We start from the raw sequence: 15,724 nt of genomic DNA on the forward strand, positions 1-15,724 counted from the left end.
TTTTTATTTTTGAAAAAGGACGTGATGAGGTGGAAGTGGTGAAAACATTTGCGGAAGAAATCGCCGTTAAATTAGACCATGTTGTAGCATTAGAAGAAATTCTGTCGATGATCGAAAAGCCGAAATACAAAGAGCAGGGGGATGTGGCTTTCCCTTGTTTTTCATTAGCGAAAATGATGAAAAAGTCGCCGCAGTCGATTGCCATTGATTTAGCCAGAAAGATTGATCATCCATTGTTTGAGACTGTTGTCGCAAATGGAGCGTACGTGAACGGATTTTTAAATAAAAAAATTGTTAGCGAGCATGTGCTCACCGATATTTTACATCAAGGAACGAGTTACGGTCAGTCAACACGTGGTCTAGGAAAAGTGATTACGATTGATTTTTCCTCACCGAATATTGCTAAGCCGTTTTCAATGGGGCATTTACGGTCTACTGTTATTGGCAATGCGATTGCTAATATCGCTGAAAAAGCAGGGTTTAAAACTATTCGGATTAATCACCTTGGTGACTGGGGAACACAATTTGGAAAATTAATCACCGCTTATAAATACTGGGGTAGCGAGGAGCAAGTCAAACAACAGCCCATTCCAGAATTATTACGTCTATATGTGAAGTTTCACGACGAAGCGAAATATCAGCCTCATTTAGAAGTAGAAGCAAGAATATGGTTTAAAAAGCTTGAAGATGGAGACGACGAAGCGAAGCAGTTGTGGAAATGGTTTAAAGATGAATCTCTTGTTGAGTTTTCGAAAATTTATGACTTAATGGATATTCACTTTGATTCGTTTAACGGTGAAGCATTTTACAATGAAAGTATGGATGAAACGGTTCAGTTATTGCAAGATAAGGGCTTGCTTCAAGAGTCGGATGGAGCCGAAGTTGTTGATTTGCAACAATATGAGTTGCCGCCGTGCCTAATTAAAAAGTCAGATGGGGCGACTTTGTATGCGACGCGCGATTTAACTGCTGCGATCTATAGACAAACTCATTATCAGTTTGATAAGGCTTTATATGTGGTAGGACACGAACAAAGGCTGCATTTCAAGCAGGTCTTTCTCACACTTGAAAAAATGGGTTATGAATGGGCGAAGGGTATGGTGCATATTCCATTCGGTTTTATTTTGAAAGATGGGAAAAAGATGTCGACGAGAAAAGGGAAAGTGGTGCTGCTTGAGCAAGTGATGGAAGAAGCGATTGAATTAGCGAAGCAAAGTATTGAAGAGAAAAATCCACAGCTTGCCGAGAAAGAAGAAGTAGCAAAAGCTGTCGGTGTCGGAGCGATTATTTTTCACGATTTAAAACATGAGCGGCAAGGAAATATTGAGTTCTCGCTTGAAGATATGCTGAAGTTTGAAGGGACGACTGGCCCATACGTGCAATACACACATGCGAGAGCTTGCTCGATCATGAGAAAATCGGAGTGCGAAATCGATTCTCCAGCTGGCGTGAATGATGTTTATAGTTGGTCCGTGATCAAATTATTAATGGAATTTCCTGCTGTGATTGAAAGAAGCCTTCAACATTACGAACCATCTCAAATCGCTAAATATGTGATTGACTTATCTCAAGAATTCAATAAATACTATAGCCACGTCAAAATTTTAGTAGATGATGTGGAAAAAGAAAGCCGGCTTGCTTTAGTGAAAGCGGTGACGATTGTGTTACAGGAAGGATTGAGATTGTTAGGGATAAAGGCACCTGTGGAGATGTAATTAATAAAGAAATCCCTCGTTGATTATCGAGGGGTTTCTTTTCATCTCTTTCTAATTAATAAAAAGTATATTTTACTCAATTAGCAAAATAAAGGAATGTTTATTTGATTTTCTGTACTTGTACAATTTGGAAAATGATAAGTCATTCTATTTTGTTATGTTTCATGATTTTGGAGGGAAGCTACGAAAAAGCATGAAAAAAGGCAGGTGTTTTTTGTGTATCGGTTCTCTTTGTTTGGAACCTTATTACTCCTAGTTCTTACCCTGAATGCATGTAATCTTAATCCTGACCAACCACCAGTCGAACCGTTATCAACAGATCAACCTTCTAAAGAGGGACAGTATCTTCCACTCTCCACTAAAGACAATGGAGAACAAAATACAGAAGAACCGCTAGTAAACTTAGAGGAAGCAGCACCAGAACCAGGATATGCTGTGCCGCAAGAACGGCCCTCAGAACAAGCTGATTTATTAAAATCAACCGAACAGTATGCTCAGCAAATAGCGCAAACCGAGCCTCTCCCTTTTGAAGGTTTTAAAGAAAGGTGGAATGCTGTTTCTAAACAACAAGGTACTGATTTGATAATTTCCCATTTAGACAAGTCGACAAATGAGAAAGAAGATGTTTATCAAGCTTCTTTAACCAATCATTTAACGTTGCGTGTTTTTGTTGCTGGGCAACATATTCAAAAGATTCAAATGAGCAATGAAGGGAAAACGACTTCTGAACGATATACGATGTTAATGGGATGGAGTCAAGTTTTCTTTCTTTTCCATCCTAATGCAGAGCCTCATCATGTAGATAATTTATTTACAGAATTAGGGGTTGGTCCGAACGCTAATTTGAGTCAAGTAGAGAAAAAAACAGTACTGTATCAAGGAGTTCAATATACCGTTTCCCCAACGGAAATTGGCTATGAATTGGAGGTAGCTTATCCACTGTCATAACACATTTCTCAACGTGAAAGGATTTCAGCAATGAAAAGCATAAAAATGATTTCGCTCATCCTATTCATTCTAGCTCTGTTGACGGTTCCTTCTAGTCAGTCTTTATTCAGTGCCCAATCTAGTCTATTCAATATGTCTTACGTCTTTTTCGGCAGCCCTAACAGCTATGTTAATCAAGTGGATGCGACAAAAGGCGGCGTGAACGTGGTGAGTCCTAATTATTTTAATTTGACGGACGCGGGAGAGCTGCAAATTACATGGAGATTGCAAACCTCCTTTATTTCGGAAATGCATAAACGGGGAGTTAAAGTGGTTCCGTTTTTGTCTAATCATTGGAATAAGACACAGGGAATTAACGGTTTAAATAATCGCGACAAGCTGGCTCGTGATGTAGCAACTGCCATTGAACAATATAACTTAGATGGAATTAACGTGGATATCGAAGGACTAGGAAGTACCTATAAAGACGTTCATACAGATTTCATTAAACTTCTCCGGCAATACATACCGGCGGACAAAGAGATTTCAGTAGCTGTAGCGGCTAATCCAAATGGTTGGAAAACAGGCTGGCATGGTTTTTATGATTATAAAGGCATTTCAGATCATGCTAGTTATCTGATGATCATGGCGTATGATGAGACGTGGGAAGGACCAGAAAGTCCGATAGGAGCGGTTTCTAGCCTTTCTTTTGCCGAACGTTCGATTCAATATGCGATTAATCAAGGCGTTCCGAAAGAAAAAATTGTCCACGGTCTTCCTTTTTATGGTCGGATGTGGAAGTTGGACGGTCCAACCTTAGAGAATCGAGCGATTACCGGTATGGGTGTTTTTAGTAGAGCTGTTGAACCGTTAGTAAATAAATTTGGAGGAAAGTTCCAATTTGATGAACGCTCTCAAGCTCCTTATGCAACTTTCACCATTCCAACTGGCCAATCCTTTTTATTAGGGAGCACAAATTTAACAGAAGGCGAGTACGTGATTTGGTATGAAAACGAGCGGTCCATCAAAGAAAAGCTGCGTCTCTCCACTAAATACGGGATCAAGGGAACAGGGTCATGGGCACTTTCTCAGGAAACCCCTGAGACTTGGAACTACTATTCTCTTTGGTTGAATGGTCGTCATTTTACTGATGTACCCAGCAATTTTTGGGCTCGAGATCCAATCGTTTTCGTGTCAAGTAAAGGCTGGATGAGAGGGAATACGAGTACGACGTTTTCGCCGAATACAAATCTTAATCGAGCGCAAGGAGCTACCATTCTGGTGAGGGCCTTGGGAAACACTAATTTAGAGCCGAAAGAATATCAATTCAAAGATACGATTGGTCATTGGGCTCAAAAAGAAATTGAAATTGCCCGAGAACTTGGCTACTTACAAGGAAAAAGTCCAGAACGTTTTGATCCCAATGCTCCTTTAACACGAGAACAATTGGCCCAAATTTTATACAATATTTTCACTTACCCATCCGCAAACATGTTAGAAAGTCCATTCACAGATGTGCCAACTGAACTTTGGTCATATAACGCGATTACAGCGATTTATCAAAAAGGATATATTGGAGGCTATCCAGATCAAACGTTCCGACCTGGAGCCTACTCCACAAGAGCCCAAATGGCGGCTTTAATGGAACGGATGGCAGCTGATATTGAAGCAAAACGACAACCATCATAGGCTAGAGTGAATGCAACTTTCTTACTAGAAGCAGACATGATAAGGAGATGAACAACATGGATTACTACCAGAGACACGACATAAGAAAATTAAATGAACACACCGATGAATTCGCTTTAATGATTTATCTCGATCATGGCCTTACTGAGCTTATGGATGAACTTGGAATTAAACCACGCGAGGACAGTGACATAATATCCAAGGCAAGAGAGTTAATGAAAGAACAATATCCACATTTGAAGATCACTATGATTAAAGTTATGGTAGGTGGAATGGTCATCGTCTCCATTCCTTTAAGTGCGAACATCACTTCGGCGCAAGCGGCAGAACCAAGCACGAGCACTATACAACAAGTACAATCAAGTGCAATCTATTATAAAGTTTCATCAGGTGATACACTTTGGATTATATCGAAAAAATTTAATACATCAGTCGATTTTATTAAGCGGGCTAATCGTCTTACAACTGATACGTTACAGGTCAATCAACGATTAATTATTCCGAAAACCTTTCATACAGTGGCTGTAGGAGATTATTTAACGGTCTTAGCTAAGAGATACGGGACAACCGTTGAGGCGATTAGAGAAGCTAATCATTTATCAGGTGATGCGACTCGTTTAGGACAAACATTAATCATTCCTCTTTTAATAGGAGGAACCCAAACGACGAGTTCTTATACAGTCGTAGCGGGAGATAGTTTATCTGTGATTGCTAAACGCTTCGGGATAACCGTTGATGCTCTTCGTAAGGTTAACAACCTTTCTACTGATACCTTAAAAGTAGGCCAAATATTAAGGATCCCATCTGCACAGGCGGGGAGTATACCACCCGCTCCAGAACTAGGTGTTCAAGAAAAACGAACAACATTCACTTACCGTGTTGCATCCGGAGACAGTTTATCTGTGATTGCCAAACGTTTCGGAATCACAGTTGAAGCGATCCGCGCAGCCAATAATTTAGCCTCCGACACCTTAAAAATAGGGCAGACATTAACGATTCCAAATGGCCTGAATGCACCTGTACAAACAGGTACTGCCAATACTATTTCTTATATCACCCATACGGTCGTTTCAGGTGATAACATTTGGAACTTAAGTGTACGATACGGTATCCCTCAATCGGAACTACTAAAAGCCAACAATTTAACAACGAGCAGTGGACTTTCAGTTGGCCAAAAACTGACTATTCCTGTTCATAACATTGCTGTTAAACCGGTTGTCGGAGAGAGATATGGCGAGTTTGTAGACTGGTGGACGGAAGCGCAGTATCTTTTCCCCATTGGAAAAACGGCTAAAGTCACAGATTTGGCAACAGGCAAGAGTTTCTATATTAAACGGACGATTGGCGCCAATCACGCAGACTGTGAAACGGTTACGACGAGCGATTCCACTATTGCTACATCTGTTTGGGGAGGATTCTCTTGGACGCCGAGAGCTGTCACGTTAACAGTAGATGGCAGAAAACTTGCGGCAAGTATGAGTTTTATGCCTCATGAACAGGACTATATTAAGGATAACGGTATTACCGGCCACTTTGATGTGTATTTTGACAATAGCACTAGACATAAAGATGGACAGCCTGATGCTACTCATCAAGCTCAAGTAGAAAAAGCGGCAGGTATGATTCGATAAACAACTAATGGATCACTCCTATGATGAGGAAAAGTGATAAGCAAGTCCCTCATCATAGGAGTGGTTCTTTCTCACTTCCCTCTTTCAATCTTCTCGTAAATCCCCGAAAGCGCTTGCTCAAATTTTCCTGTTTTCTTCGGTTCATAATAGCGTTTGTTTTTTATTGTATTCGGCAAATATTGCTGTTTGACCCAGCCGCTTTCAAAGTCGTGTGGATATTGATAGTCAAGTCCGCGTCCCATTTCTTTCGCCCCTTGATAATGGGCATCCTTCAAATGATTAGGTACTTCGCCGCTTTTGCCAGCGCGAACATCAGCGATAGCCGCATCAATAGCTGAAATCGCTGAGTTTGATTTTGGTGACAAGCACAGCTCGATCACAGCGGAAGCGAGCGGAATTCGTGCTTCTGGGAATCCAATTTTCTCGGCTGTTTGAATAGCAGCGAGCGTCCGTGGTCCCGCTTGTGGGCTTGCAAGGCCAATATCTTCATAGGCGATGACGAGCAATCTTCTTGAAATGCTCGGCAAGTCGCCAGCTTCGATTAATCGAGCTAAATAATGAAGGGCAGCATTGGCATCACTACCTCGAATCGACTTTTGGAAGGCGCTTAACACATCGTAATGAGCATCGCCATCTTTATCATGAGAGAAGCTTTTCTTTTGCAGACACTCCTCGGCGATTGTTCGATCAATGTGAATCTGTCCGTCGTCATTGCGTGGAGTGGATAAAACGGCCAACTCGAGTGCGTTTAATGAGCTGCGAACATCGCCGCCACTGGCTTGTGCAAAGTGATCTAGCGCTGACTCTTCTATTTCTACTTGATACTTGCCGAGACCTCGTTCTTCATCTTTCAATGCTCGTAACAACGTTTCTTTAATTTGTTCAGGTGTAAGCGGTTTAAGCTCAAATATTTGACAACGGCTGCGAATGGCTGGGTTAATGGCATGGTAAGGATTGCTCGTTGTCGCCCCAATTAACGTAATCATACCGTTTTCTAAAAAAGGTAATAAAAAGTCTTGCTTCCCTTTATCGAGACGATGGACTTCATCAAGGAGTAGAATGACTTTTCCTGACATTTTCGCTTCGGCTACGACAATCTCCATATCCTTTTTATTGCTGGTGACTGCGTTTAACGTGCGAAAGGCATATTTCGTGCTGCCTGCGATGGCGCTAGCAATCGACGTTTTTCCGATGCCGGGGGGACCATATAAAATCATCGAAGAGAGCTGCTTGGCTGTGACCATACGATGAATGATTTTTCCTTCGCCCACTAAGTGATCTTGCCCTACGACTTCTTCAATCGTTCGCGGGCGCATACGAAACGCTAATGGTTTCATGTTCATTCCTCATTTCTTTTTTCCGACTCTTTTTCTCCACTTTACCATATTGAATTGGAAGCGATCATGTTATTTGTCTTATGTTCTATGCTATAATAGCGAAAGTGACTGATTTGAACTAGTGCAATGTAGATGGGTATAATAAGATATGGATGAACAGGGGATTCAGAAGATGAAACAGCAAGGGAATATGGTGGTCAGGCTAATGATCTTTGTAGTTGGCCTTTTATTTATGTCTCTTGGTATTGTGTTGTTAATCCGTGCTGATCTTGGAGCAACGCCTTGGGATGCGCTTCACGTCGGATTGTATGAGCGTATCGGATTAACGGTAGGTACATGGTCTGTGCTCGTTGGTTTTTTGATTTTGGGCATTGCTTCTGTGTATTTGCGTGAATGGCCGCAATTTGGAGCCTATTTAAACATGGTGCTCGTTGGGATTTTTATCGATCTATTTTTAAATATGCCTGCGATCGTCACGCCGTCTACTTTTATTGGCAAGCTATGTATGTTTGTAGCAGGAACGGTAGTGATGGCCTATGGGATGTCTTTTTATCTTGCTGCACAGCTTGGAGCTGGTCCGCGTGACAGTTTTATGCTCGCTGTGATGAAGAAGACGGGCTGGAAGGTGTCTCATATTCGCCGTGGCATGGAGTTTATTGTATTAGCTATTGCTTGGGCGATTGGTGGACCGGTCAGTTTTGGTACATTTTTATTTAGTTTTATTATGGGAACAGCTGTTGGTATTTCATTGCCACAATGCCAGCGGTTTTCAGATAGAATCATCAAAAAAGTGAATCATTGGAAACAAGAAACTAATCGAGGTGTGAATATATGAGAATTTCAACTAAAGGCCGATATGGACTGACAATTATGATTGAATTAGCGAAACGACATGGGGAAGGACCGACCTCTTTGCGTGTGATTGCTGGGGCTCATAACTTATCTGAACACTATTTAGAGCAGTTGATTGCACCGTTGCGCAATTCTGGGCTTGTCCGCAGCATCCGCGGAGCATATGGCGGGTATGTCCTTGGTAGAGAACCGGAAAACATTACAGCGGGTGATGTCATTCGCGTGCTAGAAGGGCCTATCAGTTTAGTAGAAGGCATTGAAGATGAAGAGCCGGCAAAACGCGAGCTATGGATTCGCATTAGCGATGCCATTAAAAATGTACTAGAAAACACAACATTAGATGATTTAGCGAAACATACCGATCACGTTGAATCGGATGGCTATATGTTCTACATTTAAGGGGTGATCGATATGGAACGGATCTATTTAGACCATGCAGCCACTTCGCCAGTTCATCCTGAAGTGATTGAAACGATGAGTGTTCAAATGGCTGAAGTCTTCGGCAATCCCTCTAGTATTCATTCGTTTGGACGAGCCGCTCGCCATGTTGTTGATACAGCTAGAACGACGATTGCTTCAAGTATCGGTGCTCATTTTAATGAGATTATTTTTACGAGTGGCGGAACAGAAGCGGACAACTTGGCGATTGTGGGAACCGCTCAGGCGCTGAAAGAGAAGGGGCGGCATATTATTACAACATCAATTGAGCATCATGCTGTTTTACATACATGCGCCCAGCTCGAGAAGGAAGGCTTTGAAGTGACGTACTTGCCGGTCAATGAACAAGGCTATGTTCGAGTGGAAGAGGTGAAGACCGCTCTCCGGGAAGATACGATTTTAGTGTCGATTATGTACGGAAACAATGAAGTGGGATCCATTCAGCCGATTCAAGAGATTGGCGAACTGCTGAAAGACCATCAAGCGTCTTTTCATACAGATGCTGTGCAAGCGTACGGAGTGCAGGCCATTGATGTAAAAACAGAGCATATTGATTTATTAACCGCCTCTGGACATAAAATTAATGGGCCTAAAGGGATCGGTTTTCTCTATGCGAGAGAGGGAATGGCTTTATCTCCCACTTTATTTGGTGGAGAGCAAGAAAGAAAACGGAGAGCGGGGACAGAAAATGTTCCGGCTATTGCTGGATTAGCTAAAGCGGTAGAGCTAGCCGAGATAAGTAGAGAAGAAAAAAGGCAGCAGTATATCGGTTTTAAACAGCAACTGCTTGATAATTTATCCGCTCATCAAGTCGATTTCCGTCTAAACGGATCACTTGAGCAAGCCTTACCTCACGTGATAAACTTAAGCTTTCCTGGAACGGATGTTGAAGCGATGCTTGTGAATCTTGACCTTGCTGGTGTGGCGGCTTCAAGCGGCTCCGCTTGCACAGCGGGATCTATTGAACCGTCCCACGTGCTAGTGGCGATGTTTGGCAAAGAATCTGAGCGCCTTCGCAACTCGATTCGTTTCAGCTTTGGATTAGGAAATTCAGAAGAACAAATCGACCAAGCAGGAAAAGTCATTGCCCAAATTACTGCCCGCTTAACGAAAGCGTAAGCAAAAAGAAAGAGAGTGGACTGAATGAACAAAGCACCGAAAGATACTCGTGTCGTAGTCGGTATGTCCGGCGGAGTAGATTCTTCGGTTGCCGCCCTTTTATTAAAGGAGCAGGGCTATGATGTCATCGGCATCTTTATGAAAAACTGGGATGACACAGATGAAAACGGCGTCTGCACAGCAACAGAGGATTACAACGACGTCATACGGGTATGCAATCAAATCGGCATTCCTTATTATGCTGTCAATTTTGAGAAGCAATATTGGGAGAAAGTTTTTACTTACTTCCTTGATGAATATAAAGCGGGGCGCACTCCGAACCCGGATGTCATGTGCAATAAAGAGATTAAGTTTAAAGCCTTTTTAGAGCATGCGATCAGCCTTGGCGCTGATTATTTGGCAACGGGCCACTACGCGCGAGTGGATCGCAACGGGGATGAAGTGAAGATGCTGCGTGGTCTAGATGAAAATAAAGACCAAACGTACTTTTTAAATCAATTGCAGCAAGCACAGCTAGAAAAAGTGATGTTTCCCATTGGTGAAATTGATAAAAAACGTGTGCGTGAGATTGCGACAGAAGCTGGCTTAGCTACAGCTTCGAAAAAAGATAGCACTGGCATTTGTTTTATCGGTGAGCGTAATTTCAAAGAATTCCTTAGCGGGTATTTACCAGCGCAGCCTGGCAATATGACGACGATGGACGGCGAAGTGAAAGGGCGTCACGACGGACTGATGTATTATACGATCGGTCAACGTCATGGTCTTGGTATCGGCGGCTCCGGTGATCCATGGTTTGTTGTCGGCAAGAATTTAGAGAAGAATGTTTTATATGTTGAACAAGGCTTCCATAATGAATTGCTTTATTCGACTTCATTAATAGCTGATCATATTAGCTGGGTATCCAATAAGCCAAAGCCAGCATCTTTTGAGTGTACAGCGAAATTCCGCTACCGTCAGCAAGACAATAAAGTGACGGTTCATTTATTGGAAGACGGCAAAGTAAAAGTAGATTTTCACGAGCCGATCCGCGCTATCACTCCAGGACAAGCAGCTGTCTTTTACGATGGTGAAGAGTGCCTTGGCGGAGGAACGATTGATCAAGTATTTAAAGATGGAAAACGTCTGACGTATGTCGGGTAAATAAGTGAAAAAGCCTTTAAAGCAGAGAAATGCTTTAAAGGCTATTTTCTGTGTATATGTTATAATTTTTTTATCAAATAGTTAGAGGTGGATTATGGATAAAAATTTACAAGGGATTGAATGTTTGCAGCAAGGTAAAATTGAAGAGGCGTTGAAATTGTTTACTGAACGAATTGAGGAAGCGCCGCACGAGCCGACTGCTTATATTAATTTTGGCCACGTGCTATCAACGGTTGGCGAGTTAGAGCGGGCAGAGAAATTTTATCAAAAAGCGATTGAGGTCGATCCGGAAGCGGGTGCTGCTTATTATGCTTTAGGCACGTTTTTGTATGAGCAAAATCATTTAGAAGAGGCTTGTAAGCAGTTTGAGCAAGCAATACATAAGGGATTAGAGGAAAGTGATGCCTTTTTCATGCTAGGAATGACCTTGATGCAACTTGATCAAGCGGTGTTTGCGCTACCTTATTTACAGCGGGCGGTGGAGCTCAATGAAGAGGACGTAGAAGGTCGTTTCCAATTTGGCTTGGCGTTAGCGAAAGCGAATGCTTTAGATGAAGCGATTGCCCAATTCGAGCGAGTAATTGACGCGGATCCAGAGCATGCCGATGCTTATTACAATCTTGGTGTCGCTTATGCCGGACATTTAGAAGATACCAATCGAGCGATGGTTATGTTTAATAAGGCATTAGCGGTACAGCCGGATCATATGCTCGCTGGATACGGAAAGAAAATGATCGAAAAGGCAGCGGAACAAAGTTAAGAATAGTGGAAGGTGGGGCATATGGAACAAAATTCGATGGATCTCTTCGCGGATGGAGAAAAGTATATAAAAGGCCGCCATCTTGTCACGATTTTCCACAACAAAGAAAATTTTTACTCCGTTTTACGCATTCGGGTGTCCGAAACGAATGACAATTACGATGAAAAAGAAGCGGTGGTCACCGGTTATTTTCCGCAAATTCATGAACAAGAAATGTATGTGTTTTATGGAAACTTTAAAGATCATCCGAAATTTGGTCGCCAGTTTCATGCGAGAGTAGCCCAAAAAGAGATTCCGCAAACAAAACAGGGAATTATTACATACCTATCGAGTGAATTGTTTAAAGGGATCGGTAAAAAAACGGCTGAACAAATCGTGGATACACTAGGGGAAGGCGCTATTTCTAAAATTTTGAATAACCCGGCTTTACTTGAAGAAGTCCCTCGATTGCCTGCTGATAAAGCAAAAAAGCTATATGAAACATTGTTGGAGCATCAAGGACTCGAACAGGTAATGATTGCTCTAAATCAATATGGGTTCGGACCGCAGCTGTCGATGAAAATTTTTCAAGCGTATCAGCAACAAGCAATTGAAATCATTCAAAAAAATCCTTATCAGCTTGTGGAGGATATCGAGGGGATCGGTTTTGGCCGGGCGGATGAACTTGGCGCACAAATCGGTATTCAAGGAGAGCATCCGGATCGAATAAAGGCTGGGATTTTATTTACTGTTGAGCAACAATGCTTGCAAGAAGGCCATTGTTATTTAGAAGCAGAAGATCTATTGCAAGCTGTGAAAGCATTGCTTGAAAAAAGCGGTGGAGGAGAAGTTTCCTTTGAAGCGATTGCTAAACAGTTAATTGCTCTTGAAGAAGAGGGAAAGGTCATTGGAGAAAACGAACGGGTATTTCTGCCTTCTTTGTTTTTCTCAGAAAAAGGGTTGGTGACGAATATTGAGCGGCTGTTGAAACAGACACAATATGAAAGCCAATTTCCTGAGTCCGAATTTCTCTTAGCTCTTGGCGACTTAGAAGAGCGAACGGGGGTGCAATATGCACCTACACAAAAAGAAGCGATTCAAACCGCTTTAATGTCGCCGATTATGCTATTAACAGGAGGACCTGGAACCGGAAAAACAACCGTCATCAAAGGGATTGTTGAATTATATGCTGAACTGCATGGTTGCTCCCTTGATCCAAAAAGCTATGGGAAAGACGAGCCGTTTCCGATTAAACTAGCGGCACCGACTGGGCGAGCTGCCAAACGAATGGCGGAATCAACCGGTCTCCCTGCCGTGACCATTCATCGCTTGCTTGGATTTAATGGCCAAGAATCGATGGAGGATGGAGAAGGCAGAGAAATTGAGGGGAGATTATTAATTATTGATGAAATGTCAATGGTTGATACATGGCTCGCTCATCAGCTATTTAAAGCTCTTCCTGACGAGATGCAAGTGGTACTTGTGGGGGATGAGGATCAGCTTCCTTCCGTTGGTCCAGGGCAGGTGCTTAAAGATCTTCTTGCTTCAGAAGTGATTTCAACGGTGCGTTTGACAGACATTTACCGGCAAGCAGAAGGGTCTTCTATTATTGAAATGGCTCATGAAATCAAGAAAGGGAACATGCCGCACAATGTGACCCAGCAGCAAAAGGACCGCTCCTTTTTAACATGCCGCGTACATCAAATTCCAGAAGTGGTCGAGCAAGTCGTGAAAAATGCGATAAAAAAAGGGTTTACTGCCCGAGATATTCAAGTGCTGGCTCCGATGTATAAAGGACCGGCGGGGATTGATCGCCTCAATGTGATTTTGCAGGAGATTTTTAATGCGGACCCAGATGGCTCCCGCAAAAAGCTGACCTTTGGCGAAGTGGAGTACCGCATTGGCGATAAAGTGCTACAGCTTGTCAATCAACCGGAGCAAAATATTTTTAATGGTGATATCGGAGAAGTAGTCTCCATCTTTTATGCAAAGGAAAATACGGAAAAACAAGATATGGTGATTGTTTCTTATGACGGCAATGAGGTGACCTATACGAGAGCAGATTTAAATCAAATTACCCACGCTTTTTGCTGTTCGATTCATAAGTCGCAAGGAAGTGAATTTCCGATTGTTATTTTGCCAGTCGTAAAAAGCTATTACCGTATGCTAAGACGAAAATTACTGTATACAGCGATTACGCGAAGTAAGCAATTTTTAATTTTGTGTGGGGAAGAAGAGGCGTTCCGACTGGGAATCGAAAGGGATGACGATCATAGTCGAAAAACTACGCTACAGGAAAAATTACTGACCACTCTTCAGCCGAAAAGTAAGAATCAAAATGATCAGAAGTCGTTGCTACTAACGGAAGAGACAATTCTAGCCATTGATCCAATGATTGGCATGGAAAATGTTTCGCCTTATGATTTTCTAGACTAAGACCATACTAAAGTTGTCGAGATTGCTCTTTCTTGACAAATGTATAAAAAGCCTTGAATATGGCCACCCTTTTAGCAAAAAGCTAAGAGAATGGTGAGGTGGCATCTATGTTTACATGCCCGAACTGTCAAGGTAAGGAAATAGGAAAAATCGGTACCACGCAGTACTACTGCTGGAACTGCTTTATTGAACTCTCGGTTGCCGACGACCTCATCTCCCTTCACCAAGTCGAAGAGGACGGCTCACTTAGTTCACTCGACGACTTGTTTGAAGAAGATGAAAGAAAAATGAGTTCATAAAGAAAAGCGAAGCCGACTGTTCAGACATGACAAGCAAATGACAGAATGACGAAATGGCGCTCTTCAGCCATGCAGTCAGGCTGGCATTTGCCTCGAGTGTCTAGGAGGCGGAGCTGGACACCGAAAAGCGAAAGGCGCTGTTCAGCGACGTATGGACTGGAGCCAGCCGTATGAGATAAAGGAAATACGATGAACGACAGTGAATCGATGTTGACTTATCGCAAGGAGGATGGTGGAAGTCCACTAGTCGCTAGCGCCTGCAGCTGAACACCGAAAAGCGAAGCCGACTGTTCAACAAAACTACACCTGGAGGCGGATACTATGTCTAGAACAATGACTTCCCTAGTCGGACTAGGCGCGGGAATGGCGGTAATGGCCATGTTTAACCGTAACAACTCCACATTCGGACGAAGAATGGCCAGAAGAATGAAAAGAATGTTTTAACCAAGAAAAGCGGAAGGCGCTGTTTAAGTCCGCAATAAAGAGGATGCCCGATTTCACTGGGCATCCTCTTTATGCTGATCGCTCTTTTTAAAAAATAAGAAAAGCAATTGGTTAATCATTTGTTTCGAGAATCCAGCCGTTTGATATTTTTGATAATAAGCTTTCATAAACTCAATCAGTTCAGCCGGAATTTTTCGATGACGGATGAGCGGATAGTACATGCGGTATCCTTCTTTTAAATGTTCCCATCGTTCATCATTTCCTGGTAATACATATTCAGATACATCAATTAATTTAATGGTATGCTCTTGCATAATAATATTTTTCAAATGAATATCACGTGGATTCAGGCCTGCTTGACGTGCATAAGCAATCGCTTCATCGACTTGTTCAATGACGCTAGGGGGGATCTCTATTCCTTTAATGAGACAGTCATGTAAATTGATTCCTTGTTCATAGCTTATCGCTATAAAACGTTTGCCTGATCCATAAAACGTGGGGAAATAGAAATGATTGTTCAGTTTTTCATACGCTTTGACTTCATTTCGTCTTTTCTCTTCTTTGCCGTATGCGTATATTTTAAAAGCATATTGAGGAAAATCATTGTGGATCAACACGGCTGCATCCGTTCCTTTTCCAATGCAAGTCAATTGGGAGGGAATAGGTCCGATACTGACAAGGTTGTTTTTGGCATTAGCTAAGACCTCTAGGTCCTCAATTAAAAGCGCTATATCTTTCCAGTTAGCTTCTTTCACCTTTATTCAAAAATCCTCCTTATTGAACGTCGATTTTTATTGTCGTGAGTAATGGATGGTTATTAAAAAACAGAGATTAATAAAATATTTATGCAACGTAAGAAAGAAAAAACATCTTCTTAAAAAGAATTATAGAGAAAAATAAACGGGTTGACTATTGAGAAGGCTTTCACTTTATGGATTAGCTAATAAATGGTGTCATC

Annotated in this window: 14 protein-coding genes; 12 read left to right on the forward strand and 2 right to left on the reverse strand. The window is 42.2% G+C overall.

From position 1 onward, the window contains the following. Positions 1 to 29 precede the first annotated feature (29 nt). From argS to IRB43_RS01460, 4 genes are all read left to right on the forward strand, one after another. Positions 30 to 1,715: an arginine--tRNA ligase gene (argS, locus tag IRB43_RS01445; RefSeq protein WP_343070786.1), complete on the forward strand. Its 1,686-nt coding sequence runs from the start codon at positions 30 to 32 to the stop codon at positions 1,713 to 1,715. A gap of 216 nt (positions 1,716 to 1,931) precedes the next feature. Next, on the forward strand, positions 1,932 to 2,663 hold the full coding sequence (locus tag IRB43_RS01450; RefSeq protein ID WP_203361647.1) for a hypothetical protein: 732 nt from the start codon (positions 1,932 to 1,934) through the stop codon (positions 2,661 to 2,663). A gap of 30 nt (positions 2,664 to 2,693) precedes the next feature. After that, entirely contained in the window at positions 2,694 to 4,331 is a 1,638-nt protein-coding gene (locus IRB43_RS01455) for a glycosyl hydrolase family 18 protein (RefSeq protein WP_203361648.1), read from the forward strand. Between the two features lie 56 nt (positions 4,332 to 4,387). Continuing rightward, positions 4,388 to 5,962, forward strand: a complete 1,575-nt coding sequence (locus IRB43_RS01460) for a LysM peptidoglycan-binding domain-containing protein (protein WP_203361649.1) — start codon at positions 4,388 to 4,390, stop codon at positions 5,960 to 5,962. A gap of 71 nt (positions 5,963 to 6,033) precedes the next feature. On the opposite strand, the gene IRB43_RS01465 is transcribed toward IRB43_RS01460, so the two are convergent. Beyond that, the gene (locus IRB43_RS01465) at positions 6,034 to 7,299 is read right to left on the reverse strand and encodes a replication-associated recombination protein A (RefSeq protein ID WP_203361650.1); all 1,266 of its coding nucleotides are present in this window, start codon (positions 7,297 to 7,299) and stop codon (positions 6,034 to 6,036) included. A 172-nt stretch (positions 7,300 to 7,471) separates the two neighbouring features. Between IRB43_RS01465 and IRB43_RS01470 the strand changes: the two genes are divergently transcribed. The 8 genes from IRB43_RS01470 (at position 7,472) to IRB43_RS01505 (ending at position 14,766) form a co-directional block, all read left to right on the forward strand. Further along, on the forward strand, positions 7,472 to 8,134 hold the full coding sequence (locus IRB43_RS01470) for a YczE/YyaS/YitT family protein (RefSeq protein ID WP_203361651.1): 663 nt from the start codon (positions 7,472 to 7,474) through the stop codon (positions 8,132 to 8,134). Beyond that, entirely contained in the window at positions 8,131 to 8,550 is a 420-nt protein-coding gene (gene cymR, locus IRB43_RS01475) for a cysteine metabolism transcriptional regulator CymR (protein WP_203361652.1), read from the forward strand. Before IRB43_RS01470 ends, cymR begins: the two co-directional genes overlap by 4 nt. Positions 8,551 to 8,562: 12 nt before the next feature. Continuing rightward, positions 8,563 to 9,708, forward strand: coding sequence for a cysteine desulfurase family protein (locus IRB43_RS01480; RefSeq protein WP_203361653.1), 1,146 nt, complete (start codon positions 8,563 to 8,565; stop codon positions 9,706 to 9,708). 24 nt (positions 9,709 to 9,732) lie between these two features. Beyond that, positions 9,733 to 10,848, forward strand: a complete 1,116-nt coding sequence (mnmA, locus tag IRB43_RS01485) for a tRNA 2-thiouridine(34) synthase MnmA (RefSeq protein ID WP_203361654.1) — start codon at positions 9,733 to 9,735, stop codon at positions 10,846 to 10,848. 94 nt (positions 10,849 to 10,942) lie between these two features. Next, entirely contained in the window at positions 10,943 to 11,608 is a 666-nt protein-coding gene (locus IRB43_RS01490; protein ID WP_203361655.1) for a tetratricopeptide repeat protein, read from the forward strand. 21 nt (positions 11,609 to 11,629) lie between these two features. Continuing rightward, entirely contained in the window at positions 11,630 to 14,023 is a 2,394-nt protein-coding gene (recD2, locus tag IRB43_RS01495) for an SF1B family DNA helicase RecD2 (RefSeq protein ID WP_203361656.1), read from the forward strand. A 107-nt stretch (positions 14,024 to 14,130) separates the two neighbouring features. Further along, positions 14,131 to 14,322, forward strand: coding sequence for a hypothetical protein (locus IRB43_RS01500; protein WP_203361657.1), 192 nt, complete (start codon positions 14,131 to 14,133; stop codon positions 14,320 to 14,322). A gap of 321 nt (positions 14,323 to 14,643) precedes the next feature. Then, on the forward strand, positions 14,644 to 14,766 hold the full coding sequence (locus tag IRB43_RS01505) for a DUF3918 family protein (RefSeq protein WP_203361658.1): 123 nt from the start codon (positions 14,644 to 14,646) through the stop codon (positions 14,764 to 14,766). Between the two features lie 53 nt (positions 14,767 to 14,819). Here IRB43_RS01505 and IRB43_RS01510 read toward each other — a convergent pair whose 3' ends face one another. After that, positions 14,820 to 15,521: a protein kinase family protein gene (locus IRB43_RS01510; protein WP_203361659.1), complete on the reverse strand. Its 702-nt coding sequence runs from the start codon at positions 15,519 to 15,521 to the stop codon at positions 14,820 to 14,822. Positions 15,522 to 15,724 lie beyond the last annotated feature (203 nt).

The sequence above is a fragment of the Bacillus sp. REN10 genome (assembly GCF_016820555.1).
Taxonomy (GTDB): Bacteria; Bacillota; Bacilli; order Bacillales; family Domibacillaceae; genus Bacillus_CE.

Coding starts and splice junctions, on each gene's coding strand:
- IRB43_RS01460 (WP_203361649.1), top strand. CDS start 4,388: ATGGATTACTACCAGAGACACGACATAAGAAAATTAAATGAACACACC.
- mnmA (WP_203361654.1), top strand. CDS start 9,733: ATGAACAAAGCACCGAAAGATACTCGTGTCGTAGTCGGTATGTCCGGC.
- IRB43_RS01505 (WP_203361658.1), top strand. CDS start 14,644: ATGTCTAGAACAATGACTTCCCTAGTCGGACTAGGCGCGGGAATGGCG.
- IRB43_RS01465 (WP_203361650.1), bottom strand. CDS start 7,299: ATGAAACCATTAGCGTTTCGTATGCGCCCGCGAACGATTGAAGAAGTC.
- IRB43_RS01490 (WP_203361655.1), top strand. CDS start 10,943: ATGGATAAAAATTTACAAGGGATTGAATGTTTGCAGCAAGGTAAAATT.
- IRB43_RS01500 (WP_203361657.1), top strand. CDS start 14,131: ATGTTTACATGCCCGAACTGTCAAGGTAAGGAAATAGGAAAAATCGGT.
- IRB43_RS01480 (WP_203361653.1), top strand. CDS start 8,563: ATGGAACGGATCTATTTAGACCATGCAGCCACTTCGCCAGTTCATCCT.
- cymR (WP_203361652.1), top strand. CDS start 8,131: ATGAGAATTTCAACTAAAGGCCGATATGGACTGACAATTATGATTGAA.
- recD2 (WP_203361656.1), top strand. CDS start 11,630: ATGGAACAAAATTCGATGGATCTCTTCGCGGATGGAGAAAAGTATATA.
- IRB43_RS01455 (WP_203361648.1), top strand. CDS start 2,694: ATGAAAAGCATAAAAATGATTTCGCTCATCCTATTCATTCTAGCTCTG.
- IRB43_RS01470 (WP_203361651.1), top strand. CDS start 7,472: ATGAAACAGCAAGGGAATATGGTGGTCAGGCTAATGATCTTTGTAGTT.